The following is a 26,927-nucleotide window of genomic DNA, read 5'->3' on the forward strand; positions in this document are numbered from 1 at the left end:
CCGGCAACCCCCCTGGCACGAGGCGGGGTTCGCGTGCCACGGGTGGGGCGGGACGGGAGCCCGGCGGGAGCGGGGCTCCGGAGAGCGGGACTCCGGAAAGCGGGCAAAAAGATACCCGCCTGTGCGGGCGGGTATCTCGCCTTCCGGCCTGTGCGGTGTGATGCGTATGGCCCGGCGGGGGTGGGAACTCCCCCGCGGGGCCGGTCGTCGGGGACGGTGGACTGCTGCGCGGTGCTGAGCTGAAGTGGCGTCGGTGGACGAGGGCTCCACGACACCTCCTTTAACTTGTGTTACAACACGGATGCCGCGCTCTTCCCTACCCCCACGGTTGAAAGTTCATGCTGTGTACGGATGTTGCCGGATGTTGCGTAGCTCACGCCTTCCACCAGGAGAGGAACGAACTCCACAGGCCGCCGCGGTCCTGCCGGCCCGCCGCGCCGCCCTGGTCGCTCCTCGCCGCGGCCGCCGGCTGGTGCTGCGCGTCCGGCTGCTGCCGTGCGGCCCGCACCGGGTGGAAGCGGGCCGGCAGCGCGGCCAGGGCCCGGTTAAAGGGGCCGGGTCGCCACGTCAAACTGTCCTCGGGGACCGCCAGTTCGACGTCGGGCAGCCGGTTGAAGAGGTTCTCGATGGCCGCCACGGTGATGAGCCGGGCGGGGTCCTTCGCCGGGCAGGCGTGCGGTCCGGCGCTCCACGCCAGGTGGGACCGGTTGCTGGAGGCGTGGCGGGACGCCGCGAGCGCCGGGTCGGTGTTGGCCGCCGCGAAACTGACCAGGACCAGATCACCGGCCGCCAGCTTCTGTCCGGCGAACTCCATGTCGGCCGCCGGGTAGTGCGGCGCGTAGTTGGCCATGGGCGGGTTCTTCCACAGCGTGGTGTCGATCGCCTCCTCGATCAGCCCGCCCGCCGCGTAACGGTCGTCGGTGAGCAGCAGGTGCAGGGTGTTCGAGATGAGGTTGCGCAGTGGTTCGGCGCCCGCTCCCAGGAGGAGGACGAGCTGGTGCGCCATCTCCTCGTTGGTCAGGGCTGCCTGATGCTGCATCAGCCAGGAGGTGACGTCGTCGCCGGGGCGCGATCGCTTGAGGGCCACCAGCTCGCCCACCGCCTGGGACAGCACCTCGTTCGCCTTCTCCGCGTTCACGCCGTCGAAGATGCCGGATATACCGAAGAGAACGCGGTCACCGATCTCGGCGGGGCAGCCGAAGAGTTCGTTGAAGACGAAGAGCGGCAGCAGTTTGGCGTAGTCGTTGAGCAGATCGGCCGAGCCGCGCGTGCTGAACTGTGCGATGAGGTAGTTCGAGACCCGCTCGGTACTCTCGCTCAGCCAGTGCGAGTCGACACGCGCGAAACTGTCCGTGACGGCCTGCCGCAGCCGCATGTGTTCGGCGCCGTCACTGAACATGCAGTTGGGCCGGTACACGAGAAGCGGAAGGACCGGACTGTCCGGACTGATCACTCCGTCGTTGAAGTCCCGCCAGCGGCGCGAGTCCTTACGGAAGGAACTCGCGTTCTGGAGCAGTTGGAGCGCCGCCGAGTAATCCGTGACCAGGGTCGCCTCGACACCAGGGGCGAGTTCGACCGGTGCGGTCGGCCCGTAGTGACGCATGTACTCGTAATAGGCCTGCGGATCGGCCGCGAACTCCGAGCCGTACAGCGGCACCGGCTCACCCGTGGCGTGAGCCGGGCACCCGGGCGGGGGCACGGGAACGGTGGAATCAGTGTTCATTCTTGCTCCTAGCGGGCACGGTCCTGCAGATAGTGAACGAGGGTGATCAGAGCGCTGGCCGATGATTTCTCGTCACGCGCGTCACAGGTGACGACCGGGGTGTCGGGCAGCAGATCCAGTGCCTCGCGCAGGGCGTGCTCCTCGCGAATCGGCGTACCGTCGAAGCGGTTGACGGCGATGGCGTAGGCCAGTCCGTACTGCTCGATCAGGTCGATGACGGCGAAGGAGTCCGCCAGCCGCTCGGGGTCGACCAGCACCAGCGCGCCGAGCGCGCCGCGCGCCATGTCCTCCCACATCTGCACGAACCGCTGCTGTCCCGGCGTCCCGAACAGGTACAACACGACGTGATCGCTGATCGTCAGGCGCCCGAAGTCCATGGCGACCGTGGTGGTGGTCTTGCCGCGGACGCCCTTGAGGTCGTCGATCTCCTCGCCGGCCTGCGTCATCGTCTCCTCCGTGGACAGCGGAGGAATCTCGGACATCGTCCCGACGAAGGTGGTCTTGCCGACCGCGAAGTGCCCGACGATCAGGATCTTCACGGCGGTCTGCGCCGCTCCGCCGCGGACGTACGCCTTCTCATCCAAAACGGGCCCGGAGACCATCCAGCACCTCCTGAAGTATCTGCTCGTCGACCAGGCGGGCGCGCGCCACCGGCGCACGCGTGATGAGGTAACCGCCCTCGGCCAGGGCGTTGAGGAGGATCTTCACCACGCCCATGGGCAGGTGCATGTGTCCGGCGATCTCGGCGACCGAGAGGTAACCGCCGGAGCACATCTCCAACAGGCTCTGTTCCTCGGGAGACAGCCGGGTGCGCCGCTGGGGATGGTCCGCTGCGGCCGTGACCAGTGTGATCAGCGAGAACTGGTCGCCCTCGGGGAGATCCCGGCCGTTGGTGATGACATAGGGCCGCACTAACTCCGCGGCCTCGGGCTCCTGCTGGTCGGAGTCGGTCACGGGCGTGCGCCGATGTTCTCGCGGGGCGGGGTCGTCAGCGCCTTGCCCAGCTGTCCGACCAACTGCTGCATACGGAAGGTGATGTCCGCCATGTCGATGTCGGTGGAGGCCGAGACCGCGAGGTAGGCGCCGTCACCGGCGGAGATCAGGAAGACCCAGCCGCCGTCGAACTCGACCAGCGTCTGGCGCCACTTCAGGTCGGTCCCGTCGCAGAAGAACCCGATCGAGCGACTCAGCGACTGCACGCCGCTCATCGCGGCGGCGACGGTGTCCGCGGTGTCCCTGTCGACCCCCTTGGAGGAGGCCATCAGGAGCCCGTCGGCGGAGACCAGGACCGCGTGCAGAGCGCCGGGAATCTCCAGGACGCCGTCAAGCATCCATGACAGATCGTTGTTCACGAAACCTCATGCCCTTCGCTGCTTGCCTCATGTGCGTTGCTCGTCCGGTCCGCGGGGTCCGGGTGCGCGGCTCGACCGGTCTGGGTGCCACGCTGGAAGGCGCCCATGATCGAGGCGGTCTCCTCCTCGGAGCGGACCGGCGCGCTCGCGGTGTCGGAACTCTGCGGCACGATGGCCATGGCCCGCCTGCGGCGGCGCTTGGGCAGTCCGTCGGCGGTCGTGGTCGCGGCCGCGACGGGGTCGGGACCGCTCGGGTTCAGCGAGGGAACAGTGCTCACGGTCTGCGCCCGCTCCTTTGGTTCCGGCATGCTGGTGAGCAGCTCGTCCGGCAGCAGGACCACGGCCCGCACACCCCCGTAGGGGGAGGTGGAGTCGACGGACACCGTGAAGCCGTAGCGCTCGCAGAGCACGCCGATCACCGCGAAGCCGAACTGCGGAGGATTGCCGAGCCCGGAGACACCCGAGGCCCGCTCACTCGACAGGAGTTTCGCCGCCCTGGTCTTCTCCTCCTCGTTCATGCCGACACCTGCGTCGTCGACGACTATGCAGATGCCCTTGGGCACGGCGCGGACGTTGATCTCGACCGTGGATTCCGGCGCGGAATAACTGGTGGCATTGTCGAGCAGTTCGGCGAGAGCCAGTGCCACCGGCTCGACGGCCCGGCTGGTGACCGCGAAATCGACCTGCGACAGAATCTCGACCCGCTGGAAGTGCCGGATTCTGCCCTGCGCGCTGCGGACCACGTCGTAGACGGAGGCGATCTCGCGCTGCCGGCCCAGCCAGCCTTCGCAGAGAACCGCGATGGACTGAGCACGCCGGCCGAACTGCGAGTTCATGTGGTCGATTTCCAGGAGATCCTGGAGTATGAGCGACTCGCCGTACTTCGTCTGCAGTTTCGAAATAGCGAGCTGCTGCTCGGCGGCGAGCCCCTGAAGGGTTCGCATCGCCGACTTGAGCGCCGTTCTCGTTGCTTCTTCGGCGTGCTCCTGAGCCTTTTTCACCGAGGCGGAATATTGATTCTCGAGCTCAGCGTAGTGATCCCTGAGCCCTTGATTCTCCTGCTTTAAACTACGCGTCGCCCGCTGTCCACGAATAATGGCGGCAGCTGCAAGCGGAGTCCCAGCGATTAGAGCCCAGAGAGCCGGGTCCTGTATATATTGCGTCATAAGACTCTCTTCAAGCGACTGGCAGCCAGCTACTGAATTCCCGTCAGCACGGCGGGCCCACAGCCCACTGCGCAAGGATTACCGCCCGGGCCGTACCGCTGGCCTGAAAAGTCGTTCTGTGCACGTAGCCCGCTCGGCAAGTGCGGCGATCGTATCATCGCCCCAAGTCATGACGGACCGTCAAAATGGGGAGCAGTTGCGAACATTGACAGGCGGTCAGTTACCTGGCGCACCCTCCGGCCGGACAGGATTCCTTCCGCAATCAGTCCCCTATCCCGCATCAAGGGGTGATATCCGGAAAGGAAGCTCTGTCGCTTTCGTCAACCGGTGCCCGGAGTGGACGCCAAAAAAGCTCGGAGGCCGCCTTCTCATCGCTGAGAAGACGGCCTCCGAGCTACGACTTCAAAAGTCGGGACGACAGGATTTGAACCTGCGACCCCTTGACCCCCAGTCAAGTGCGCTACCAAGCTGCGCCACGTCCCGTTGCCCGCCTGACCTGGGGTTTCCCCCTGACCGAACGTGCACCGAAACAATACCGCACTCGCACCCGTGGTCGCGCACCCCTTTCTTCGGGGCCGGGGGGCCTCAAGCCCGCCGCTTGACCTCAAGTTTGGTCGAGGTTGCACGATCGTCACCATGACGATCACGACGGAACACGACCACGGCCACCCGGACCTGCCCCGGCTGATGGGGCTGATGACCGGCGACGAGAAGCACGGACCGGCGGCCACCTCCACGCTCGACGCGCTGTGGGTGCTCTACGACCGGGTGCTGCGGGTCACGCCCGAGCGGACGGACGATCCGGAGCGGGACCGGTTCCTGCTCTCCAAGGGGCACGGGCCGATGGCGTACTACGCGGTGCTGGCGGCCAAGGGGTTCCTGCCCGTCGAGTGGCTGCCGGGTTTCGGCTCGTACGACTCGCCGCTCGGGCACCACCCGGACCGGGTGCTGGTCCCGGGCGCCGAGATCGGCAGCGGCTCACTCGGTCACGGACTGCCGATCGCCGTCGGCACCGCGCTGGGCCTGCGCGCGCAGGGGCTGGACGAGCCGCGTGTCTGGGTGCTGACCGGCGACGCGGAGCTGGACGAGGGCAGCAATCACGAGGCCATCGCGTACGCCGGTCCCGCCGGGCTCGACCGGCTGCACACCGTCGTGATCGACAACTCCTCGGCCAGTCATGCCCGGCCCGGTGGCATCGCCGCCCGGTTCGAGGCGGCGGGCTGGTCCGCCCTGACCGTCGACGGCCGCGACCACGAGGCGCTGTACACCGCCTTCACCACGCCCCATCCGGGTCGGCCGCACGTCGTCGTCACCCGGGTCGAACCGAAGCCCGCCTGAGCGGCGGCCACCTCACGCGCCCCGCGCCGTCGCCACCGGTCCCCTGCCGGTCCCCTCGTCGCCGGTCCCCTGCCGGTCCACTCGTCGCCGGTCCACTCGTCGCCGGTCCCCTCGTCGCCGGTCCACTCGTCGCCGGTCCCCTCGTCGCCGGTCCACTCGTCGCCGGTCCCCTCGTCGCCGGTCCACTCGTCGCCGGGATCGTCCCATCGGTTCATACCGCACGTCGTCGAAAGGACACCCCCATGGACACCATGCGTGACCGCTTCGCCCCCGTCGTCTCCCGGCTGCTCGACGAGGACCCCCGGGTCGCGGTCGTCCTGGCCGAGATCGGCACGGACGGCTTCGCCCCGGCCCGGATCAGGCATCCGGAGCGGGTGATCAACGTCGGGATCCGCGAACAGCTCCTCGTCGGAGCGGGCGCGGGCCTGGCGCTCACCGGGCTGCGGCCCGTCCTGCACACCTTCGCCAGTTTCCTCGTCGAGCGTCCCTTCGAGCAGGTGAAGCTCGACCTCGGTCATCAGGACGTGGGTGCGGTACTGGTGAGTGCCGCCGCGTCCTTCGACTGGCCCGCCGGCGGCTTCACCCACATGGCACCGGGCGACGTGGCGCTGCTCGACACCCTGGACGGCTGGACCGTGCACGTCCCGGGGCACCCCGACGAGGCCGAGACCCTGCTGCGGCACGCGGTCGCCGCCGGGGACGACAAGGTGTACGTACGGCTGTCGACACAGTCCAACGCGCGGGCCCGCCCGGTCGACGGGGTACGGATGCACACGGTCCGCGAGGGGCGCGGCGGCGTGGTCGTCGCCGTCGGGCCGATGCTCGACGCGGTGCTCGCGGCGACGGAGGGGCTCGATGCCACCGTGCTGTACGCCACCACCGTCCGGCCGTTCGACGGGGCGGCGCTGCGGCGTGCCACGGCCGCGGCAGGCACCGACGTCGTGCTCGTCGAGCCCTGTCTGGCGGGCACGTCCTCGGTCGCCGCGGGCGACGCGCTCGCCGGCGTACCCCACCACGTGCTCGGCCTCGGCGTCGGCCGCCGCGAGCTGCGCAAGTACGGAACCGTCGACGAGCACCTGGTCGCGCACGGGCTGGACGCGGGGTCCCTGCGGGAGCGGATCGGCGGTTTCCTGAGCGCCCCGGGGGACGCGTGACCGCCCGCCGCGCACAAGGGCAGGTGTCGCGGCGGCGCGGGACGAGTGCGACCGGCGGCGCGGGGCGCTCCGGGACAACCGTGGACGTCGGCCCGGCCGCACCGAGTTGTGCGTCATGGGCGTCACCTGCACCCCGGTGGTAACGGAGACCGGGGCGGCTCGGGCCGACTCAGCGCGGGTCGCGCCGCGCCGGTCGGCGTACGGCCGGGGCCGTACGTGCGAGGGGCGCCGGCGGGTCGACGCGCGGCAGGTTGCGGATGGCCGGCACCAGGAGCAGGGACGTGCAGACGAAGAGGGTCATCGCACCGGCCACGAGGAGGACGGTGTCGGCGCCGAGGACCGTCGCGGCCGGTCCCGCCAGCGCCTGCCCGAAGGGCATCATCGCCAGGGAACCCGCGACGTCGTAGGCGTGGATGCGGTTGAGGACGTCGGGAGCGACCTGGGTCTGCACGCTGGTCGCCCACATGACACCCCAGAACGACATGCCCGCGCCCGCGGCCACCGCTCCGGCCGACATGGCCGGGACTCCGAGGCCCGCGCCGACGGCGGCGGGGAAGCAGGCGAAGGCGAACAGGGCGATCGAGCCGGCCCGCAGCATGTGGCGGGGGCGCAGCCGCAGGGCCAGCAGGCCACCGACGACGGTGCCGGCGCCGAGCGCGGAGTTGACCAGGCCGTAGGCGCCCGCGCCGTACCGCCGGACCACCTCCGTGGCCACCAGGGGGACGGTGGGACCCGAGATGAAGAGCATGTACACGCACCAGATGACGATGACCCCCCACAGCCAGGTCCTCGCTCTGAACTCCCGCCATCCGACCACGAGATCGCCCCGGAAGCTGCCGCCGTGCGGTCGGCTTCCGGGCGCGGCCGGGGGGAGTCGGAGCAGGAGCAGGCACAGGGCGCTCAGCGCGTACGTCGCCGCGTGCGCCGCGAAGACCCCGCCCGCCGAGGAGAACGCGACCAGCAGTCCCGCGAGGGCGGGGCCCGCGAGCTGCGCGGCGGACTCGGCGATCCGGATCGCGCCGTTCGCCCCCTGTACGTCGGCCGCCAGGCGCGGCACCGTACTGGCGACGCCCGGCTGGAAGACGGCTCCGGCGGCGCCGTTGACCGCGCCGATCACGCAGATCTGCCAGAGGAGTACGTGACCGGCGAAGAAGAGCCCCGCGGCGAGGGCCTGGGTGACCAGTCGTACGAGGTCGGCCCCGATCATCAGCTTGCGCGTGCTGAACCGGTCGGCGATGACCCCGCCGAAGATCACCAGTCCCGCGAACGGGGCGGCTGACGCGGCCATCGCGAGGCCGATGGCTCCCGCCCCGTAGCCGTGCTGGAGCAGTCCGGCGGCGAGTGCCACCGGGAGCATCGTGTCGCCGAGCCGGGCGAGGGCCCGCGCGACGAAGAACAGCGCGAAGTCCCGCGACCAGACCGGCGCGGGACCGGTCACGCCGGCGGGTCCGCGGCGTGGCCCCCCGCCGCCGCCCCGCGTCGGATCCCCCGCGTCCTCGTCGGCCGGCGATCCGGACCGCGTCGGCTCACCACTCGGTGACGTCCCGTACATCCCGCCCGTGCCCCTCACCCGCGGTCGCCCCGCGGCTCCCCCCGTGCACCGGACGTCCCTGCCTCCGCTCCGGCACCCGGATCATGTCACGGGGCGAACCCGGTGACGGAGCGATTTTCACTGGTCCGCGGGGAGCCCCAACACCGGGTGGGAGTCGAGCAGTCGGGGCGGGGCGGCCTGTCGCCAGGAGTCGGCGAGGATGTCACGGAGTTCGCCGTCGTCCTCCAGGGCCGCGAGCCGGACCCTGACCCAGGCGAAGCCCGCCTCGTGATCAGCGATCCAGAACTTCCGCGGCTCCGCCAGGACGAGTTCGTCCCGCTCCTCCTTGGGGCAGCGCACGGCGATGGAGGTCTCCTCCTCGGGCAGGGTGGCGAACATCTTCCCGGCGACCCGGAAGGTGGGCATGCTCCAGGCGGTCTTCTCCGTCGTGTCCGGCAGGGACAGGGCGATCCGGCGTACGTCTTCGGCGTTCGGCGACATGGGACGCACGGTAGCCAATGACACCGACACACCACCGCTGACCTGCGCGATCAGCGGGACGGCCGGGAGCCGCCGGCCCACCGGGACGAAGACGGGCGGGCGCGTCACCTCACGTCGCCGCCGCGGTGACGGTTCCCACCCGCTTGTAGAAGACCGTCGTCGGGCGGAGCACGCCCGAAGGAGTCGTCGCGTAGTCGGGTATCGCTCCGAGGCGGGTCCAGCCCGCGGACAGATAGAGGGTCTCGGCCGGACTGTCGGTCTCCGTGTCGAGGTGCAGGAGGGTGACCCCGGCCGCGGCGGCCGCCCGCTCGGCGGTGGTCAGCAGCGTGCGGCCGAGCCCCCGCCCCCGGCCGTCCGGGTGCACCATCAGCTTCACGAGCTCGGCGCGGTGGCGGCTGTTCGGCTTGTCGGGGAAGGCCAGGCCGACCGTACCGAGCATCCGGTCCGCGCCGTGCGCCACCCACACCGCGACGTGGCCGGCCGCCACCTCGGCCGCGCGCCCCTCCCACCAGGCCACGGCCGAGGCGTGGTCGAGCGGCGCGAGGAAGCCGACCGAGGCACCGCCCTCCACGGTGCCGATCAGCAGGCAGGCCAACTCGTCGGTCTGGGCGAGGACTTCGGCCGCGCTCAGCCGGGAGACGGCGGTCACGGCCTCACCACCACCAGCACGTACCGCACGTCGTGCGGGCCGGGGCAGCGGAAGCGGGTCGGGCCCCACACCCGCAGTCGGAGGCAGTCACCGGTGCCGAGACGGTGCTCGACCTCCCGCGCCGTCACCTCCAGCGCCCCGTCGAGCACCCAGATGTGCTGCTCCAGACCGGGCACGGGAGGCCGGTCGTACGCGATGTCGGCGCCGGCCGCGAGCCGTCCCTCGACGAGTTCTCCGCGCAGCCCCGGGTGGGGCGGGGACACCGACCGTCGTACGAAGCCGGAGGCGCCGTCCCTCCAGACCGTCTGGTCGGCCGCCCGCACCAGCCCGGCGGGTTCCGCCTCGACCTCGCTGAGCAGCTGCGACATGGTGCACCCGTACACGGCGCACAGGCGGTTCAGGAGCGAGGCCGTGGGACTGATCTCGGCGCGCTCGGCCCGCGACAGGGTGGACCGGCTGACCCCGCTGTGGTCCGCCAGCTCCGCCAGCTCCGCCAGCGACCAGCCCCGTTCGGCCCGCAGCTCGGCGAGCCGGGCCCCCAGGCGGACGTCGACGGCGTCCTGCGCATCGATTCCCATATTCGGGATGCTATCCCGAATATGAGAGGCAGTGAATGGGACCGGGAGTCGGACACCTCACTCCACGGTCGCGGCCCGCGCCAACGCGTCCAGCACCGGACGGATCAGCGGATGCCCCTCCGCGCCACGCCGTACGGCGGCGAAGACCCGGCGGGTGGGCGCGACACCGTCGACGGGGCGCACGACCACGCCCGTGAGGTCCATGCCGATCAGGGCCGAGCGCGGTACCAAGGCGACGCCCGCGTCGGCGGAGGCGAGGGCCACGACGGCGCGGAAGTCGTCCGAGGAGTGTTCGAGACGCGGCTCGAATCCCGCGTTCTCGCAGGCCAGGACCACCACGTCGTGGCAGGGATTGCCGGGGTACTGACCGATCCAGGGGTCCTTGGCGAGTTCGGCGAGCGGTACCTCGTCGGCGTCGGCCAGCCGGTGGGTGACCGGGACCACCGCGTCGAACGGCTCGGCGTACAGGGGTACGTGGGTGAGTCTCGGGTCGTCCGCGGCCGGGGCTCCCCGGTACTCGACGGCGACCGCGATGTCGACCTGCCGGTCGAGCACCATCGGCAGGCTGGCGTCCCCCTCGGCGTCCTGCACACGGACGTGGATACCGGGTGCGGTGACGGCGAGGCGGGCGAGCGCGGGAGCCACCACGAGGCCGATGCCGGTCGCGAAGGCGGCGACGGTGACCGTGCCGGCGGAACCCGCGCTGTAGGCGGCCAGCTCGGCCTCGGCCCGCTCCAGCTGGGCCAGCACGGCGTGCGTGTGGCCGAGCAGGATCTCACCGGCGGGAGTCAGCCGTACGCCCTTGGCACCCCGCTCGACGAGCCGGTGCCCGGTCTCCTGCTCCAGGGCGGTCAGCTGCTGGGAGACCGCCGAAGGCGTGAGATAGAGCGCGGCGGCAGCCGCCGTCACCGTGCGGTGGTCGGCCACCGCACGAAGGATGTGGAGCCGCCGCGCTTCGATCATGTGACCGATTCTCTCAGGTCACACGCGTCTTTCAGCCTTCGAGCTCCGCCCGCGCCGCCACGAACGCGTCCACCGCGCGGTTCACGTCGTCCGTCGAGTGCGCCGCGGACAGCTGCACCCGGATACGGGCCGCGCCCTGCGGGACGACCGGGTACGAGAAGCCGATCACGTACACGCCGCGCTCCAGGAGCAGTTCCGCCATGCGCCCGGCGACGGACGCGTCACCGATCATGACCGGGGCGATCGCGTGGTCGCCCGGGAGGATGTCGAAGCCCTCGGCCGTCATCCGTGAGCGGAACAGCGCGGTGTTCGCGGCGAGCCTCTCGCGCAGGTCGCCCGCCGACTCCAGGAGGTCGAGAACCTTCAGGGACGCCGCCGCGATCACGGGGGCGAGCGTGTTGGAGAAGAGGTAGGGACGCGAGCGCTGGCGCAGCAGGGCGACGATCTCGGCGCGGGCCGCGACGTAGCCGCCGGACGCGCCGCCGAGCGCCTTGCCGAGGGTGCCGGTGATGATGTCGACACGGTCCATGACGCCGTGCAGCTCGGGGGTGCCCCGTCCGCCGGGGCCGACGAAGCCGACGGCGTGCGAGTCGTCGACCATGACCATCGCGTCGTAGCGGTCGGCGAGGTCGCAGATCTCCTGGAGGGGGGCGACATAGCCGTCCATCGAGAAGACGCCGTCCGTGACGATCAGCCGGCGCCGGGCGTCCGACGCCTCCTTGAGCTGGGCCTCCAGGTCGGCCATGTCACGGTTGGCGTACCGGAAGCGGCGCGCCTTGGAGAGGCGGATGCCGTCGATGATCGAGGCGTGGTTGAGGGCGTCGGAGATCACCGCGTCCTCGGCGCCGAGCAGGGTCTCGAAGACGCCTCCGTTGGCGTCGAAGCAGGAGGAGTAGAGGATCGTGTCCTCCTGGCCGAGGAACGCGGACAGCCGCGCCTCCAGCTCCTTGTGCACCTCCTGCGTACCGCAGATGAAGCGCACGGACGCCATGCCGTAGCCCCAGCGGTCGAGGGCCTCGTGGGCGGCCGCGACGACCTCGGGGTGGTCGGCGAGGCCGAGGTAGTTGTTCGCGCAGAAGTTGAGGACCTCGCCGGGACGGCCGCCCGAGGTGACGCTCACGGTCGCGGACTGCGGGGTGCCGATGACACGCTCGGGCTTGTGGAGCCCGGCGGCGCGGATCTCGTCGAGGGTGGTGCGCAGATCGTCGCGTACGGAATCGAACATCATCAGTTCCTTAGAGGGTCCAGTCCAGAATGACCTTGCCGCCGCGGCCGCCGGCCGCTTCGGCGAACGCGGCCTCGTGGTCGCGGAAGCCGTATCGCCCGGTGATCACCGGAGCGAGGTCGAGGCCGCCTTCGAGGAGCACCGACATCGCGTACCAGGTCTCGAACATCTCCCGGCCGTAGATGCCCTTGATCGTGATCATGGAGGTGACGATCCGGGACCAGTCGACGGGGAACTCCTGGGCGGGCAGGCCCAGCATCGCGATCCGGCCGCCGTGGGTCATGTTGGCGATCATGTCGCGCATCGCCTCGGGGCGGCCGGACATCTCCAGGCCGATGTCGAAGCCCTCGCGCAGCCCCAGCTCGCGCTGGCCGTCGGCGATCGTCGCGGAGGAGACGTTCAGGGCGAGGCTCACGCCGATCTTGCGCGCGAGTTCGAGGCGCTCCTCGCTGACGTCGGTGACGACGACGTTGCGGGCGCCAGCGTGCCGGGCCACCGCGGCGGCCATCAGGCCGATCGGTCCGGCACCGGTGATCAGTACGTCCTCACCGACCAGCGGGAAGGAAAGCGCCGTGTGCACGGCGTTGCCGAACGGGTCGAAGATCGCGGCGACGTCCAGGTCGACGGGGACCCGGTGCACCCACACGTTGGTGGCCGGCAGGGCGACGTACTCGGCGAACGCGCCGTCCCGGCCGACTCCGAGGCCGACGGTGGCACGGCAGAGGTGGCGGCGTCCGGCCAGACAGTTGCGGCACTTGCCGCAGACCAGGTGGCCTTCGCCGCTGACGCGGTCGCCGGCCTTGATGTCGTCGACGTCACGGCCGGTCGCGACGACCTCGCCGACGAACTCGTGGCCGAGAACCAGCGGTGTGGTGATGGCCTGCTGCGCCCAGCCGTCCCAGTTGCGGATGTGCAGGTCGGTTCCGCAGATCCCGGTCCTCAGGACCTTGATCAGCACGTCGCCGGGGCCGATCTCCGGCTCCGGGACGTCCACGAGCCAGAGCCCGGGCTCCGCCTTCTCCTTGACCAGCGCCTTCACGCAACGGCTCCTGTGGGTGAGGCCCCGGGGCAGGGCACGCCGAAGGGGCCCGTACCGGGGAGAGGGGTGTATTCCCTGAGGAATCTGCCGTACGACCGTAGTCCTGGTCCATCGAGGTTTTCTTAAACGCGGCCGCAGCTTTCCTTCACACGTCGGATTCCCGGGTCCCGGCACCGGCCCCTACCCCTCTCCGGGCACTTGCCCCCGTTCGAAGTAGGCGACCAACTCGGGGTCGAGCGCGGGCACCTCGCGCGCGGTGCCGCCGTCCCGCAGCGACTCCGTGGCACGGAATCCGGCGGCCACCGCCATGCGCGCGGCGACCGGGGAGGTGTCGGTGCGCCCTCCTTCCCGCACGAACCGGAGGAACTCGTCGATCAGCAGCGGGTCGGCGCCGCCGTGCCCGGCGCCCTCGCGGGGCTCCGGCACCGGGTACTCGGCGTCGGCCCGCTCCCGGTGCCCCGAGCGGCGGCTGTTCCAGACCTTCACCACGGCACCGGGCCCGTCCCCGAAGTTCTCCAGCCGGCCCGCGTCACCGATCACGGTGTAGTTGCGCCAGTAGTCGGGGGTGAAGTGACACTGCTGGTAGGCCGCCAGCACCCCGTTGTCCAGGCGCAGGTTGACCAGCGAGACGTCCTCGACGTCGATGACAGGATTGAGTGCCCGCTGGGTGTGCGGGGGCCAGTGACCGTCCTCGGTGTACCAGTCCTGCGACCGGGGCTCCCCCGGCTCCCGTCGATGCGGGTTGCCGCCGTACACCATGAGGTCTCCGAGCGCCTGCACCTGCCGCGTGTAGCCGCCGGCCAACCAGTGCAGTACGTCGATGTCGTGGGCGCCCTTCTGCAGCAAAAGGCCGGTGGTGAAGCGGCGTTCGGCGTGCCAGTCCTTGAAGTACCAGTCCCCGCCGAAGCCGACGAAGTGCCTCACCCACACGGTTTTGACGGTCCCCACGGCGCCGCCCCGGACGAGGTCGCGCATCAGCCGGATCACCGGCATGTGCCGCATGTTGTGGCCGACGTAGAGACGGGTGCCCGTCTCGAAGGCGGTGCGCAGCACGGCGTCGCAGCGCTCGATGGTGATGTCCAGGGGCTTCTCCACGAAGACGGGCTTGCCCGCGCGCAGCGCCTCACGGGCGAGGTCGGCGTGCGTGTGGTCCGGGGTGAGGACGAGCACCGCGTCGATGTCGGGGTCGTGGACGACCTCGCGGTGGTCGTCGACGGTCCGGACGCCGGGGATGCGCGCGGCGGCGGCCTCCCGCAGCAGCGGGTCGTGTTCGGCGAGGACGCTCACGCGTGAGCCCCGGCCGGGGCGGTGGGCGGTGAGCGCGAGGGGACCGCGCAGGCCGAAGCCGAGAACGCCGAGACGCAGATCGGTCATGGGGTGCCTTCCGGGCCGTGTCGGGTGGCTCGGGCACAGCGTTCCTCCGCGGAGGAAGGGTCAACCCCCTCCCGGCGCACAGCTCGGACATGCGTCTCCGAGAGGACGTCATGGCGTGGTTGATGAGGTTTTCTCAATGACCTGAACCGACCGAAATAGCGGCATCGGCGATGTCGCCAACAATCCCGACCGGCCCTCAGGGAAGGGGTGGTCGGGCAGCACGCCTACCTCGAAGAGCACGGCGCCATCCCAGCCGCCGTCGAGATGTTCGAAGACGCCCGGGTTCGGCACGAGGCGTACCGGGCGGCGCCAAGGGCTGTCCCGTGATCCCCGGTGGATCAGCGCGCGGCGTCAGATGCGGTGCATCGGTAGGCGGAGGGTCGTCCTCGTACTGGGCGTATTCGGGCGATCCGACAACGCGGCGAGGTGCCGTAGCTGTCGTCGTGGGCCCGCCGGGGATTACGGGACAGCCCTCAGGCGATGCCTGAGCCGATGGCGCGGGCCGACAGGGCTTTCGGTCACTCGCTGCACCTCTGGCGCTAGGACCTGTCCGGCGGGTCACGTCACCGACTCCGCACCCGACAGCAATGTCACCCGAACGGCCTAACAAGATGTGTCACCCACATGGATGAACATCAAGCTGAGTGGTGTCCCAACCGAGGTATTCCGTGAAAGGCGAACCAAATGCGCATTCGACGAATCCTCGCCGCCGTCATCGCGACGGCAGCCCTCTCCGGACTCGGCATCACAGGCGCCGCCGCCACCACCGCCACAACCCCCACCGCCACCCCCGCCAGCCTCACCCCGGGTGAGTGCGAGCAGGGCGGCGGAACGGTCGATCGGTCGCACACGTCCGCGGCCAATCTCCCGACCTGCAAGGGCGGCAAGTTCAACGGGCAGGATGTCGACTGAACCCCACCAGGCGCCCCGCAGCCACGCGCTGCGGGGCGCTCCCGGGCGAGCCGTAGCCGGGAGAGCCGCAGGTACGTGTCGACCCATACGGGCGGTCCGAATCTCCCGGACCGCCCTCGCGGCGCGATGACGCGGAGCGCCACGCAGCGTCTCCGTCCTCTTCCAATGCCCTGGTGATCTTCGCGTCGGCGGCTTCCTCGTGGCCGTCGACGCGGCCGTGACAGCGCCGGTGGATCACCTCGGGAGAGTTGCCGACCCGCCGGGCAACCTCAGTGATCGGCACACCGGGCCGGCGTGCCCCGTCAGCATCCCTCCCCGCCTCGGCGGAACTCGTGGACCACCTGGATCTCGCCGACCAGGTGGGCGTTGAAGTCGTCCAGCTCCTCGGCCGGAACCCAGAGCTCGAGGATCGTCTGCCCGCCGGCCTGCTGGACGGGATACCGGCTCAAGAACTCCGACTCGACCTCGAAGCGAGTGACGAACCCTGCGCCATCGTGCTTCACGTTCCAGTCCCGCGCGATCCTGACCGCGTAGTCCTCGTTGAGGACCGGGTAGAAGATCGGCTGCTCGGGCAGCCGCGGCGGCCAGGCACGCCAGTTCAGCTCCCGGACCAGATCCAGCTCCCTGGGGCCGGTGGGGCGCCACAGGGTCGTCGTTGCTTGCCGGCTGGTCATCTGCGTCGCTCTCTGAACGTAGGCCGCCGGTACGACGGGTCGGGAGACCGGACGATACCGGCACCGCTAACTCGGCATCTACGCAGTTTCCGCGCCTCGGCGAGCTCCGTGACCAGCAGTCACGGGACAGCCCCTGGCCCCGCCCGAACGAGCCCGTGCAGGGCCCTGATCTGCTGCGTTACCCCGGCATGAAGGCCCTCTGGAGCCGTGCGCAGGCTCCAATCCCGCGGGGCGCAGAAAGAGACCGGCTCAGGAGCGGGTCTCCTCCCAGGCCGGCCCTTGCGCATGTCCTTGACCAGCCGGCCCCTCACCCCCAGCCGGTTCGCCTTCGACCGCACTCCTTCGATCTTCGGGTGCACGGCCCGCGACCTGGCCGCGTGGATCCGGCCCCGAAGCAGAAACGGAGCGTAAAGAATCTTCCCCAGGAGAACAAAGGAATCACTCACCACGGGGCGCATCTCCAGCCACATGAGCCAAAAACGGGCTGCGGGCAGGAGCTTGACGGTCGATTAGTGATGGACCGCGCACATACCGACCTCCAGAATGCACAGCGGCGCGGACCCGCCGGGGGACCGCCCGTGCCAGGGGAAGGATCCACACGTCCATGTCCGTCTTCCGTTTACTCGTGTCTGCCTCCAGACGTCCCGTGTCAAGGCCCGTCGTCGCCGTCATCGCCGTGGCCGCGGCTCTGACTGCCGGGTCACTGACGACCACGGCGCCGGCCCACGCGGCGTCCGACATCCCGGCTCGGCCACCCAGTACCGCATCGCACAGCACTCGCTCCCCGTCCGCGGCCCAACCGACCTGCGCGATCAACGACACCAGCGGCTGCCTGAACAACACCGCCACCAGCACCTTCACCACCACGACCAGCCCTGCCGACGCCGACGGCTCCGGCGACAGCCTCAACGCGGTCGACCTGACGAGGACAGCGGGCTGGCGCAGCGGCAGAACGGTCACCGTCGACGGCGCCACCATCACGCTGCCGAAGTTCGGCACCGGCACCTACGACAACATGCTGGCCTCCGGGCAGACCGTCACCGTGCCGGGCAACGGCGTGGTCGACACCGGCGACGCCGTGGTCTTCCTCGCGTTCGCCACCGGCGCCGCGGCCAAGGACGCCACCGGCACCATCACCTACGCCGACAACAACTGCCTGAACCCCGACGGCGGCCCCACCGACCAGGACTATCGCCTGGACACCGTGCCGGACTGGCTCTCCGGCCCGTCCTCCGCGGCCTCGATCACCCTGGCCCACGAGAATCACAGCAACAACACCCAGACCAGCCCGAGTTCCGGCCCGAAGGTCTACGCCATCAGCGTCCCGCTGGCCTGCCCCGGCTCGGTCGTCAGCAGCATCTCCCTTCCCCGGTTCAACAACGGTGTCCAGGCGGGCCGACCCGCCCTGCACATCCTCGGGCTGGGCATACGGCCGACGACCGTCACCGGCAGCGGATCCGGCGCGCAGCACTGGGTCGGCACCTGGGCCTCGGTCCAGGACACCGACAAGGTGCGGTGGTCCGACGGCAGCACAGCGACCGTCAACGGCCAGACCCTGCGCATACCGGTCCACGTCAGCATCGGCACCGACAGCGGAAACGGCGCGCGCATCCACCTGTCCAACGCGATGGGTGCCACCCCGGTGACCTTCCACGCGGCCTCCGTCGCCCCGCAGGACACCACCGCGGCCGGCGCCACCGCGGCCGCGCCACCGGCAACGCTGACCTTCGGCGGTTCGCCCTCCGTCACCATTCCCGCCGGCGGCGACGCCACCAGCGACCCGGTCACGCTGACCGTCCGACCTCGAGCGACCTTGCTGGTCAGCCTGCAGGTGCGCGGCCAGGTGTCCGCCCTGCCCGGCCGCTCCGTGGCCCGGACCCCCGTCTGGGTCAGTGACCACGCCGACCGCACCAGTGACACGGTCGCCGCCCACTACACGCAGACCACGTACACCGGTCTGCCGTACCTCTCCGGCCTCGACGTCACCACCTCCACCTCGAACCCCACCGGCTCGCTGGTCCTCTACGGGGACCAGACCGTCAACGGGGACACCGCGAGCGACGACGGCCGGCATCACCTGAGCGATGCGATCACCGACGCCCTGGCCGACGATCCCCGCGGGGACGCCTCCGTGGACTACGGCGTGCTCGACGCGGGCACCGACGGCAACGCCCCGCTGCCGCGGATCACCAACAGCACCGATCCGGTCAACGCGCTCAACCCCCAGGACCGCGGCGTGTTGGCCCAGGGCAACGTGCGCACCGTCCTGGTCTCCGACGGCGCCGCCGATCTGTTGAACTGCACCAGCAGCGCCTACACCTGCGCCACCGAGGTGGAGAGCGGACTGGCCTCCCTCGACAGCCAGTTGATCTCGTACTCCACCGACGACAGCCAGATCTACGTCGACCAGCAGCCGATCACCCAAAACTCCGACATCACCGTCTATCTCGCCACCATCGCGCCGTTCACCGACGCCCACCCCGGCACCGCGGCCCAGGAGGCCGCCCGCGAGCAGGTCAACACCTACCTGCTCGACAACTACCCCGGGCAGCTCATCGACTTGGCCGCAGCGGTCTCCACCGACGGCACCGCCACATCCTCGACGGTCAAGGCCGCCGACCTCTCGGACGGCGAACCGTCCGACGCGTACTACGCCGACCTCGCGGCCCGATACGTCGACGACGTCGACTCCGGCGCACTCATCCACCCGCCCAACTGACCCCACCACCACAACCGGCCCCCGCCGCCCCCACCAGGTGCGAAAGGCCGCGCAGGAGCCGTTGGCGCCGGATGGCCTCAGAACCCGGCGCCACCCTCCCGCTGTCCGAGCTGCTCGACCAGTTCCGCGGCCATCGTCTTGATGGTCTCCAGTCCCGCTCTGCCCCACGGGCGCGGTTCGAGGTCGACGACGCAGACGGTGCCGAGGGCGATGCCCGTACGGTCGATGAGCGGGGCGCCGAGGTAGGAGCGGACCCCGATCTCGTCGACGACCGGGTTGCCGGCGAAGCGCGGGTAGTCGCAGACGTCCTCCAGTACCAGCGCCCTGCGGCGGACCACGACATAGGGGCAGAACCCGTAGTCGCGAGTCATATAGCGGCCGACACCATGGTGGGTGCCGTCCGTGGGGGCCGGGACCGGCCGGGTGGCCGAGAGGTTGCCGTCCGGGGTGTGCAGGCCCGCGAAGAACTGCCGGTCCTCGTCGATGAAGTTGACCATCGAGTACGGCACCGCGGCGACGTCGGCGAGCCGGTCCGCGAAGGCGTCGAAGACGGGCTCGGTGTGCTCCCCCAGGCCGAGCCGGCGCAACCGCCGGACCCGGGCGGGGGCGTCCTTGTCCTCCGGGGTCAGCAGCAGCCGGCCGGCCGGGCGCGGTGGGTCGTAGCTCATGGACGGACTCCGTGGTGGGGGCCGGGTGTCATGTGCGGGCTCCGTGGTCGGGAACGTGGGTCATGTGCGGGGTCCTTCCGAGGGCGTCGTCAGTGCGTCACCTGTGGGCTCCATGGGTAGGGGCGTGCGCCGGGGCGTGGGCGAGGAGATGGCGCACCAGGGTGAGCAGGGTCTGCACTCCCGAACTGGAGATCCGGGCGTCGCAGCGAACGATGGGGATCGCGGGGTCGAGGTCGATGGCCGCCCGCACCTCGGCCGGGTCGTAGCGGAAGGCACCGTCGAACTCGTTGACGGCGACGATGAAGCCGAGACCACGCTGCTCGAAGAAGTCGACGGCCGCGAAGCAGTCCTCGAGGCGGCGGGTGTCGGCGAGGATCACCGCGCCGAGCGCGCCCTCGGACAGCTCGTCCCACATGAACCAGAACCGCTCCTGCCCGGGTGTGCCGAAGAGGTACAGCACGTGTTCGGGGTCGAGGGTGATACGGCCGAAGTCCATCGCCACCGTGGTCTCGACCTTGTTCTCGACGCCGTCGAGATTGTCGGTCGCGGCACTGACCGTGGTGAGCAGTTCCTCCGTGCTGAGCGGCGCGATCTCGCTCACCGCGCCCACGAGGGTCGTCTTGCCTACCCCGAATCCTCCCGCCACCAGGATCTTCAGCGCGGTGGGGAAGGGGTCAGAGCTGTCGTCGTAGTCCATCGAGCACTGCCTCCAGAAGAGACCGGTCAGTGGGGTTGTGGTGGAACTCGGGGGGTTTGGTGGTCAGCGACCCGCAGTCGACGAGGTCGGACAGCAGCACCTTGGTGACCGCCGCCGGCAACTTGAGCTGCGCGGCGATCTCCGCGACCGAGACGGGTGCCCGGCACAGTTCGAGCGCCTGGGTGTGCTCGGGGCCGAGGTAGCCGAGGGGCGTGGCTCCGGTGACCATGACCTGCGACAACAGGTCGAGCGCGGTGGTCGGACGGGTCCGGCCGTTGCTGACGGTGTAGGGACGCACCAGCCGCCCGGCCGCGTCGTCGAGCCAGGGCCCGTCGCCGGCCGCGGCCACCCTCAAGGCCTCATCGCCGTGGGGCCGACGACGGCCTGCCTGGGCGCGGTCATCAGATACGGGCGGACGCTCTTGACGAGCATCGCCATCTCGTAGCCGAGCACCGCCGCGTCGGCCTCGCGTCCGGCGAGCACCGCGAGGCAGGTGCCGGAGCCGGCGGTCGAGACGAACAGCAGGGTCGAGTCGAGTTCGACGACGACCTGCCGCACGTCGCCGCCGTCCCCGAAGCGGACGCCCGCGCTGCGGCCGAGCGAGTACAGGCCGGAGGCCAGGGCCGCCATGTGGTCGGCGCTGTCCGGGTCGAGGCCGTGCACGGACTTCACGAGCCCGTCGCAGGACAGGAGTACCGCGCTGGTGGTGTGCGGCACGCGCTGCACGAGGCCGCTCATCAGCCAGTCGAGATCGGATGCATGGCCGGTCGGCACGTCGCTCGCCATGGTGGATCGACTCCTTGGGGTACGAAGGTCTGCGGGAGCGCAGGTGGGGGTGGGCGTGCTCGGGAGGCTGGTCATCCGGCCGGTGCGCTCCCGTCGTGCCGGGCCGTGAGGTCGTGTCCGGGCGTGGGGGTGGTGTCCCGCGTGCCCGGCGCTTCGGCCGGGGCGGGCGCATGTCCGGTGTGGGGGTCGACCATGTGTGCCGCGCCCAGGGGATCGGCGGTCGTGCGGACGGCGCCCAGGTTCGGAACGTCGAGGTGGCTTTCCGGGCGGGGCGAGCGTGGCGACGGCTGGTCGACGCGGATCACCTGCAGCGGTGGCAGCGCGTCCAGGTGCCCGGGGTCCGGGTGCGGCCGGTCGGCGGGGAACTCCGTCTGCCGGGCCTCCGCCAGTCCGATCCCGCGCTGGAACGCCGCCATCAGTCCGGGGTCGTGACCGGCGACGTGCTCCGAGTCCTGGCGGGGCAGGGGCCCGTCGCGCAGTTGGGGCGCGATGTGCTCCTGGGCGCGCCGGCGGGGCAGTCGGGGCCTCGCCATGGTGCCGCGGACCACGCCGTTGCGCGGGGTGGGCGGCATCTCCGCGTTCTCCGCCAGGATGTGCCGGTCGTCGGGGCGGATGCCGGGCACGGCCTCCGCCGGTGTGGGCCGCTCGGCGCGGGCCCCGCGCACCGGGAGCGGCACCGGGCCGCCCCCGCCCGTACCGTCCTGCTGCGGCGCGGCGGGCGACGCCTGCTCCCGGCGCGACTGCCGCGGCACGGGGGACGCCGCCGTGCCCGCGGGGGGAAGCGGGACGGTCTGTCCGGCCGGTGGTCCCGCGGGCGGGAGCGCGCCGCCCGCCGTCCCGCGGGACCGCCCTTGGTTCCCCGGGGCGCCCGGCTCCGTGCCCAACAGCTCCTGCGGCACCACGAGTACGGCTTGGACACCGCCGTAGATGTTGCTCTGGAGCCGGACGTCGATGCCGTGTCGCCGAGCCAGTTGCGACACCACGAAGAGACCGATCCGGCCGTCCTGGAGAAGGCTCGCGACGTTCACCTGATCGGGGTCGGTGAGCAGCGCGTTCATCTTGTCCTGCTCGCCCGGCGGCATGCCCAGGCCCCGGTCCTCCACCTCGACCGCGAGCCCGGAGGTGACGAGGTTGACGCGCAGCAGCACTTGGGTGTGCGGGGCGGAGAACACCGTGGCGTTCTCGACCAGTTCGGCCAGCAGGTGGATGACGTCGGCGACGGCGTGTCCGCGCAGGGTGCCGTCGATCGGCGGCACCAGTTTGACCCGCGAGTACTGCTCGACCTCGGCGATCGCCGACCGCAGCACCTCGGTCATGGAGACGGGGTTGCTCCACTGGCGTCGGGAGACGGCGCCGCCGAGGACGGCGAGGTTCTCGGCGTGCCGCCGGATGCGGGTGGCGAGGTGGTCGACGTGGAAGAGGCCCTTGAGCAGGTCCGGGTCCTCGATCTCGTTCTCCAGCTCGTCGAGGATCGAGATCTCGCGGTGCACGAGGGACTGAAGCCGTCGCGCCAGGTTGACGAAGACCTCGACCTTCTGTTCGCTGCCGGCCCGGCTGGAGAGCTGTGCGGCCTGCACGACGGCGGTGACGGCGCCGTCGTGCGCCCGGGAGAGGTCAGCGGCGAGCAGCTCGAAGTCGTCGGCGTCCGGGAGGGGCCGGCGGTTCGGCGCGCGGGGGGACGGGGTCTCGCCGCGGCGCAGGCCCTCGACGACGGCACGCAGGTCCGCCTCCGTACGGGCGCTGGTGCGGCGTATCGCGGCGAGGCGGTCCCGGACCGAGCGGGCGGCCCGGTCGGCGGCCACGGCGGCGACGAGGATGCCCGCGAGGGCGACCCCGAGGGCGCCGGCGAGGACCGCCCAGAGAGCGGCGCCGGGGCGGGCGCCGGTGGAGCGCACGGTGAACAGGACGGCCGCGCACGCGCTGAGGGCCACCGCGGTGGGCGGCAGGACCGCCATCCGCAGCAGCTGGGGCCGGAGGGGGGTCTCGGGTGGCGAGGGGACGGCACGGGCGACCGGCCGTCCGTGCCGCCCGCCGTCACGGCGGTCTGCGTGGGCGGCCGGTGCGCGAAGGTGAGACATCAGCGTCCTCGTACTGGGCGTCGGGGGCACTCGGGCTCCCGCGGGTCTGCGCGACTCGGGCGTGCGCCATCGCGGTGCCGGTCGAGAGAGCCGAAAAAACGGCCCTGCGTCGCCCGACGGCAACTGACAGTAGTCGGCAACGGGACAGGTGCGGTGGGCAGTTGACAAAGTCCCCCGGACAGCGTCCCGCTCTGGTATGAGGACTCGCACGGCAGACCGATATCACCGTCGGACACCCGTTCCCCAGAGGCAACGTTCCGATCAGTGCTGGTCAGAAGTGGTCATGAAAAGACGGCGAGGGCCGGGGAGCGCGACGCGCCCCGGCCCTCGCCGTAGATCGGAATGTCAGGAAATTCAGCCGGCCGGCACCGTCTCCGGCTCTCCGGTGTCCTCCGCGGCACCGCCGCCGGCGTCACCCGGCGTGTCGGATCCCGCCCCGCCGGGAGCCGGCGCACCGGAAGCCGCCGTGACGGAGATCGGGGCATCGGCTCCGGCACTCGAGCCCACGGGCCAGCCGCCCTCGGGCGGTACGGCCACCCCGCGCCACCAGGGCTCGGACGGAACGGTCTCGGCGGTGGGCTCGAAGGGCTCCCCGGGGTGCGGCAGCGCGATGCGCGCGCCGACCGCGTGCGCGGCCGCTATGGTCCCCTCGCCGGGCTCCACCCACGGGTGCGTCGCCAGGTTGAACGTGGCCCAGTGGATCGGCATCATCACACCGCCGGGCCGGCCGCCCTGGAGGTCCAGGTGGGCTCGCATGCCCTCCTCGGGCGTCATGTGGATCTCGGGCCAGAACTCGCTGTACGCGCCGATCTGGATCATCGTGGCGTCGAACGGGCCGTGCTCGGCGCCGATGTCCTTGAAGCCCTCGAAATAGCCGGTGTCACCACTGTGGTAGATCCGGTGCTCGTCGCCCGCCACCGCCCAGGACGCCCACAGCGTGTGCTGGGTGTTGCGCAGGCCCCGGCCGCAGAAGTGCCGGGCGGGGGTGGCGGTGAGGGAGATGCCGCCGACCTTCGTGGACTCGTTCCAGTCCAGCTCGCGCAGGCGGTCCGGGGAGACGCCCCAGTGCTCCAGGTGGGCGCCGACGCCGAGCGGCACCGCGAACACCGTGTCCGTGTCGGCGAGGGCCTTGATGGTGGGCAGGTCCAGATGGTCGTAGTGGTCGTGCGAGATGACGACGACGTCGACCGGGCCCAGCGCGGCCAGCGGCAGCGGTACCGGGTGCAGCCGCTTGGGTCCGACGAAGTTGAAGGGAGAACAGCGCTCGCCCCAGACCGGGTCGAACAGCACACGGTGCCCGTCGATCTCCGCGAGCACGCTGGAGTGCCCCATCCAGGTGAGCCGCAGCCCGCTCGCCGCGGGCCGGGCGAGGTCGGCGAGCGTCGTGGGGTGCACCGGCACCGTGCCCGCGGGGGCGCGGCGGACGCGCTCCTCCTTGCGGAAGAAGACCTTCGCGAACTCGATCATGGAGCCGTCGGGGCGGGTCCGGGCGCTCACCGGGTTCTGGAAGACCCCGTCCGCGAAATTCGGTGATCTGCGGATGCGCTCCAGGCGCTCCCCGCCCGGGTCCGCGCCGAAGGCGGCGGGCTGCAGCGCGCGGAGCCCGGAGCTCAACGTACGGAAACCGGTCACGGTACCTCCAATGGAGTCGGTCAGGCCTCCCATTATGGTCGGCCCCTCGGACAGCGCCGGGACTCCGTCCTCGCGGGGTCACGGCGCGGTGTCCCCGGCACGCACACCGCGAGGACCGGGTCCCGGCGCCCGCCCTGCCGGGCGAACGCGCCGGAGGGGCCCAGGGCCCGTATCCCGCAACCCCGCGGCGCCCTCTCTTCTTCCGTACCGGGGCACGGGATTTCGAGACGCGCGGACGCGCCCGGCCCGACGCGGGGGACGAACCGGCCCGCGGACCGGCCGCCGGGGACACGACCGCCTCGGCCGGCACCGGCGAGCCGCCCGCACCGGCACCCCCCTTCCCTCGCTCCCCCGCACTCCCCGATTCCCTGCCACTGGCCGGTCCGGCGAATTGACACCGCCGGGCGACGTTCCGATACTGACCGACTATTCAGTAAAAGTTCCGGTGGAGACGTTCGCGCCGGTCCGTGCGCGCCGCCGGTCCGTGCGCTCCGGGAGGAACGATGGACGCCCGACGTACTCACCGGAGCGGACCGTTCCAGAGCGGCGTCCCCTCCCGCCGGGGGTCTGCCCGCACACTGAGTCGGTGCAGAAGCGGCCGGCGGGTCGCGACGCGATCGTCGCCGTGGGTACCGAGCCGGCCGGGAGTGGTCTGCGATCGCCGCCGACCGCCCACGGACGACGCGCCCGTCCACGGGCCGGCCCGCGCCCTCGCCGAGGTGCCGCGCACGCACGGACCCACCCTGATCACCGTCCACGAGGAGTACCCATGACCGCGCCTTCGACCGCGCCCCTGATCACACTCACCTGGACCGACCACGTCACCGGCCGTCCGGGTTTCCTCGTGGTCGACCGCCTGGTCCGGGGTGTCTCCAGCGGCGGGCTGCGGATGCGCGAGGGCTGCACCCTGGACGAGGTCGCCGGGCTGGCCCGCGGCATGACGATGAAGGAGGCCCTGCACTACAACCCCGAGGGCCGCTACATCCCGCTGGGCGGCGCCAAGGGCGGCATCGACTGCGACCCCCAGGACCCGGCGGCGTACGGCCTCCTGGTGCGCTATCTGCGGGCCATGCGCCCGTACATCGAGAGCTTCTGGACCACGGGCGAGGATCTCGGGCTCACCCAGGACCTGGTCGACCGGGCCGTCACGGAGGCGGGTCTCGTCTCGTCCATCCAGGCCGTGTACCCGCTGCTCGACGACGAGGAGAGCGCGCGGAGCCGTCTCGCGGACGCCTTCGCGGTCGAGGTGGACGGGATCGGGCTCGACGAACTGGTGGGCGGCTGCGGTGTCGCCGAGTCGGTACTCGCGGCCCTGGACCGCGCCGGGGCCCCGTACCCGGGAACGCGCGTCGCCGTACAGGGCCTGGGCACCATGGGCGGAGCCACGGCGCGCTTCCTGGCGCGCGCCGGTCTCACCGTCGTGGCCGTCGCCGACATCAAGGGCACGATCGCGAACCCGGACGGACTCGACGTCGACACGCTGCTCGCGGCTAGAGACGCCTACGGGACGGTGGACCGCTCGACGCTGCGCCCGGCCGACCGTGAACTTCCGGCCGACGCCTGGCTGTCGGCCGGCGCTGACGTCCTGGTGCCCGCGGCGGTCTCGTACGCGATCGACACCACGAACCAGGCCCGGATCACCGCCCGTTGGATCGTGGAGGCGGCCAACATGCCCGTCCTGCCCGAGGCGGAGGACCTGCTCGCCGCGCGCGGTGTCCTCGTACTGCCGGACGTCGTCGTCAACTCCGGTACGAACGCCTGGTGGTGGTGGACCCTCTTCGGTGACATCGGCGCGGACGCGGACGAGGCGTTCGCGTACACCCGGCGCTCCATGCGCGGTCTGATCGACCGGATGCTGGCCCGCGCTGAGGCCGATGGGACGACGCCGCGGGCCGCCGCGCACGCCATCGTCGCCGACCGGCTGCCGGTGATCGCGGAACGGTTCGGGTGGTACCGCTGACCCGGAACCGGGCCTCCCCGGCCGGGCTCCCGGGCTGAACTCCCGCGCCGGACTTCCGGTCCGGACTCCCCTCCGGGCTCCCGCCGAAGCCACTGGGGCGTGTTGCGAAAGTCCCGCCTGCCTCCCGACGCCGCGGGGCCGCGGGCGGGGGGACACAAACCCCCCCACCGCCCCCCGCACCTGATCCCGGCGGCCGCGTGGGGGGGTT

At 71.2% G+C, this 26,927-nt stretch carries 25 protein-coding genes and 1 tRNA gene; 5 read left to right on the forward strand and 21 right to left on the reverse strand.

Annotated features, from left to right (window positions below):
- Positions 1-373: 373 nt before the first annotated feature.
- The 6 genes from ACFVTC_RS11650 to ACFVTC_RS11675 form a co-directional block, all read right to left on the reverse strand.
- Complete coding sequence (locus tag ACFVTC_RS11650; RefSeq protein ID WP_390126397.1) at positions 374-1,723, reverse strand: cytochrome P450; 1,350 nt, start codon at positions 1,721-1,723, stop codon at positions 374-376.
- Positions 1,724-1,731: 8 nt separating this feature from the next.
- On the reverse strand, positions 1,732-2,325 hold the full coding sequence (locus ACFVTC_RS11655; RefSeq protein ID WP_390126398.1) for an ATP/GTP-binding protein: 594 nt from the start codon (positions 2,323-2,325) through the stop codon (positions 1,732-1,734).
- A complete protein-coding gene (locus ACFVTC_RS11660) occupies positions 2,300-2,677 on the reverse strand; it encodes a DUF742 domain-containing protein (RefSeq protein WP_168531243.1) in 378 nt (125 codons plus the stop codon). The genes ACFVTC_RS11655 and ACFVTC_RS11660 overlap by 26 nt, the downstream gene beginning before the upstream one ends.
- Positions 2,674-3,075, reverse strand: coding sequence for a roadblock/LC7 domain-containing protein (locus tag ACFVTC_RS11665; protein ID WP_168531241.1), 402 nt, complete (start codon positions 3,073-3,075; stop codon positions 2,674-2,676). The genes ACFVTC_RS11660 and ACFVTC_RS11665 overlap by 4 nt, the downstream gene beginning before the upstream one ends.
- Positions 3,072-4,241 carry a sensor histidine kinase gene (locus ACFVTC_RS11670; RefSeq protein WP_390126399.1) on the reverse strand — a complete coding sequence of 390 codons (1,170 nt, stop codon included), beginning with the start codon at positions 4,239-4,241 and terminating at the stop codon, positions 3,072-3,074. Before ACFVTC_RS11670 ends, ACFVTC_RS11665 begins: the two co-directional genes overlap by 4 nt.
- Before the next feature lie 409 nt (positions 4,242-4,650).
- Positions 4,651-4,724 (reverse strand) — tRNA-Pro (locus ACFVTC_RS11675).
- Between the two features lie 153 nt (positions 4,725-4,877).
- On the opposite strand from ACFVTC_RS11675, the gene ACFVTC_RS11680 reads away from it, so the two are divergent.
- Positions 4,878-5,579 carry a transketolase gene (locus ACFVTC_RS11680; protein WP_390126400.1) on the forward strand — a complete coding sequence of 234 codons (702 nt, stop codon included), beginning with the start codon at positions 4,878-4,880 and terminating at the stop codon, positions 5,577-5,579.
- Between the two features lie 242 nt (positions 5,580-5,821).
- A complete protein-coding gene (locus ACFVTC_RS11685; protein ID WP_390126401.1) occupies positions 5,822-6,733 on the forward strand; it encodes a transketolase family protein in 912 nt (303 codons plus the stop codon).
- 169 nt (positions 6,734-6,902) lie between these two features.
- Here ACFVTC_RS11685 and ACFVTC_RS11690 read toward each other — a convergent pair whose 3' ends face one another.
- The 8 genes from ACFVTC_RS11690 to ACFVTC_RS11725 all read right to left on the reverse strand — a co-directional run bounded on the left by ACFVTC_RS11690 (position 6,903) and on the right by ACFVTC_RS11725 (position 14,593).
- Positions 6,903-8,171: an MFS transporter gene (locus ACFVTC_RS11690; protein ID WP_390126402.1), complete on the reverse strand. Its 1,269-nt coding sequence runs from the start codon at positions 8,169-8,171 to the stop codon at positions 6,903-6,905.
- A gap of 231 nt (positions 8,172-8,402) precedes the next feature.
- The gene (locus tag ACFVTC_RS11695) at positions 8,403-8,765 is read right to left on the reverse strand and encodes an MmcQ/YjbR family DNA-binding protein (protein WP_390126403.1); all 363 of its coding nucleotides are present in this window, start codon (positions 8,763-8,765) and stop codon (positions 8,403-8,405) included.
- A gap of 109 nt (positions 8,766-8,874) precedes the next feature.
- The gene (locus ACFVTC_RS11700) at positions 8,875-9,414 is read right to left on the reverse strand and encodes a GNAT family N-acetyltransferase (protein ID WP_390126404.1); all 540 of its coding nucleotides are present in this window, start codon (positions 9,412-9,414) and stop codon (positions 8,875-8,877) included.
- Positions 9,411-9,992, reverse strand: a complete 582-nt coding sequence (locus ACFVTC_RS11705) for a helix-turn-helix domain-containing protein (protein WP_390126405.1) — start codon at positions 9,990-9,992, stop codon at positions 9,411-9,413. Before ACFVTC_RS11705 ends, ACFVTC_RS11700 begins: the two co-directional genes overlap by 4 nt.
- 57 nt (positions 9,993-10,049) lie before the next feature.
- Positions 10,050-10,955 (reverse strand): LysR family transcriptional regulator, encoded by a 906-nt coding sequence (locus ACFVTC_RS11710; protein ID WP_390126406.1) that lies wholly within the window; start codon positions 10,953-10,955, stop codon positions 10,050-10,052.
- 31 nt (positions 10,956-10,986) lie between these two features.
- Entirely contained in the window at positions 10,987-12,180 is a 1,194-nt protein-coding gene (locus tag ACFVTC_RS11715; protein ID WP_329291875.1) for a glycine C-acetyltransferase, read from the reverse strand.
- Positions 12,181-12,190: 10 nt separating this feature from the next.
- Positions 12,191-13,219 (reverse strand): L-threonine 3-dehydrogenase, encoded by a 1,029-nt coding sequence (tdh, locus tag ACFVTC_RS11720; RefSeq protein ID WP_390126407.1) that lies wholly within the window; start codon positions 13,217-13,219, stop codon positions 12,191-12,193.
- A gap of 180 nt (positions 13,220-13,399) precedes the next feature.
- Positions 13,400-14,593: a Gfo/Idh/MocA family protein gene (locus ACFVTC_RS11725; RefSeq protein ID WP_390126408.1), complete on the reverse strand. Its 1,194-nt coding sequence runs from the start codon at positions 14,591-14,593 to the stop codon at positions 13,400-13,402.
- Between the two features lie 684 nt (positions 14,594-15,277).
- Between ACFVTC_RS11725 and ACFVTC_RS11730 the strand changes: the two genes are divergently transcribed.
- On the forward strand, positions 15,278-15,505 hold the full coding sequence (locus ACFVTC_RS11730; protein ID WP_390126409.1) for a hypothetical protein: 228 nt from the start codon (positions 15,278-15,280) through the stop codon (positions 15,503-15,505).
- Positions 15,506-15,807: 302 nt separating this feature from the next.
- On the opposite strand, the gene ACFVTC_RS11735 is transcribed toward ACFVTC_RS11730, so the two are convergent.
- On the reverse strand, positions 15,808-16,179 hold the full coding sequence (locus ACFVTC_RS11735; RefSeq protein WP_390126410.1) for a hypothetical protein: 372 nt from the start codon (positions 16,177-16,179) through the stop codon (positions 15,808-15,810).
- Positions 16,180-16,825: 646 nt separating this feature from the next.
- Here ACFVTC_RS11735 and ACFVTC_RS11740 point away from each other — a divergent pair.
- A complete protein-coding gene (locus tag ACFVTC_RS11740; RefSeq protein WP_390126411.1) occupies positions 16,826-18,898 on the forward strand; it encodes a hypothetical protein in 2,073 nt (690 codons plus the stop codon).
- A gap of 77 nt (positions 18,899-18,975) precedes the next feature.
- On the opposite strand, the gene ACFVTC_RS11745 is transcribed toward ACFVTC_RS11740, so the two are convergent.
- From ACFVTC_RS11745 to ACFVTC_RS11770, 6 genes are all read right to left on the reverse strand, one after another.
- Positions 18,976-19,566 (reverse strand): GAF domain-containing protein, encoded by a 591-nt coding sequence (locus tag ACFVTC_RS11745; protein ID WP_390126412.1) that lies wholly within the window; start codon positions 19,564-19,566, stop codon positions 18,976-18,978.
- Positions 19,567-19,663: 97 nt separating this feature from the next.
- A complete protein-coding gene (locus tag ACFVTC_RS11750; RefSeq protein ID WP_390126413.1) occupies positions 19,664-20,263 on the reverse strand; it encodes an ATP/GTP-binding protein in 600 nt (199 codons plus the stop codon).
- Positions 20,241-20,612 (reverse strand): DUF742 domain-containing protein, encoded by a 372-nt coding sequence (locus ACFVTC_RS11755; RefSeq protein WP_390126414.1) that lies wholly within the window; start codon positions 20,610-20,612, stop codon positions 20,241-20,243. Before ACFVTC_RS11755 ends, ACFVTC_RS11750 begins: the two co-directional genes overlap by 23 nt.
- 2 nt (positions 20,613-20,614) lie before the next feature.
- On the reverse strand, positions 20,615-21,049 hold the full coding sequence (locus tag ACFVTC_RS11760; protein ID WP_390126415.1) for a roadblock/LC7 domain-containing protein: 435 nt from the start codon (positions 21,047-21,049) through the stop codon (positions 20,615-20,617).
- 71 nt (positions 21,050-21,120) lie between these two features.
- Positions 21,121-23,127 (reverse strand): ATP-binding protein, encoded by a 2,007-nt coding sequence (locus tag ACFVTC_RS11765; RefSeq protein WP_390126416.1) that lies wholly within the window; start codon positions 23,125-23,127, stop codon positions 21,121-21,123.
- A gap of 354 nt (positions 23,128-23,481) precedes the next feature.
- Positions 23,482-24,759 (reverse strand): MBL fold metallo-hydrolase, encoded by a 1,278-nt coding sequence (locus ACFVTC_RS11770; protein WP_390126417.1) that lies wholly within the window; start codon positions 24,757-24,759, stop codon positions 23,482-23,484.
- A gap of 769 nt (positions 24,760-25,528) precedes the next feature.
- Here ACFVTC_RS11770 and ACFVTC_RS11775 point away from each other — a divergent pair.
- A complete protein-coding gene (locus ACFVTC_RS11775) occupies positions 25,529-26,719 on the forward strand; it encodes a Glu/Leu/Phe/Val dehydrogenase dimerization domain-containing protein (protein ID WP_390126418.1) in 1,191 nt (396 codons plus the stop codon).
- The last annotated feature ends 208 nt before the right edge of the window (positions 26,720-26,927 follow it).

The sequence above is a fragment of the Streptomyces sp. NPDC057950 genome (genome assembly GCF_042887295.1).
GTDB lineage: Bacteria > Actinomycetota > Actinomycetes > Streptomycetales > Streptomycetaceae > Streptomyces > Streptomyces kaempferi.